At 60.5% G+C, this 271-nt stretch carries 1 protein-coding gene; it reads right to left on the minus strand.

From position 1 onward, the window contains the following. The coding region (locus V0R37_RS22235; RefSeq protein WP_420376572.1) for a NifU family protein at positions 1-246 on the minus strand (246 nt) is incomplete at its 3' end. Positions 247-271 lie beyond the last annotated feature (25 nt).

A 271-nucleotide genomic window follows, 5' to 3' on the forward strand; every position in this document is an offset into this window, starting at 1 on the left:
GTCCCGGAAGTGAAGTCCGTGGAAGCGGTCTAGGTCTCCCGGGAATTCACCCGGGACTTCCTTCTTCAGGGCCTGCTCAATCCCGTTCTTGAGGGTCATCTGGGACATAGGGCAACCCGCGCAGGCGCCCTGCAGGCGCACCTGCACCACGCTGTCCTCGGTCACCCCCACCAGCTCCACATCTCCGCCGTCGGCCTGGAGCTGGGGCCTGATCTTTTCCAGTGTCTCTTGGACTTTTTCCTGCATGATATCCTCCTTGGGTATTCCATCT

Origin of the sequence: Pollutimonas rozaliensis, assembly GCF_048751585.1 — a bacterium.
Classification (GTDB): Bacteria; Pseudomonadota; Gammaproteobacteria; order Burkholderiales; family Burkholderiaceae_B.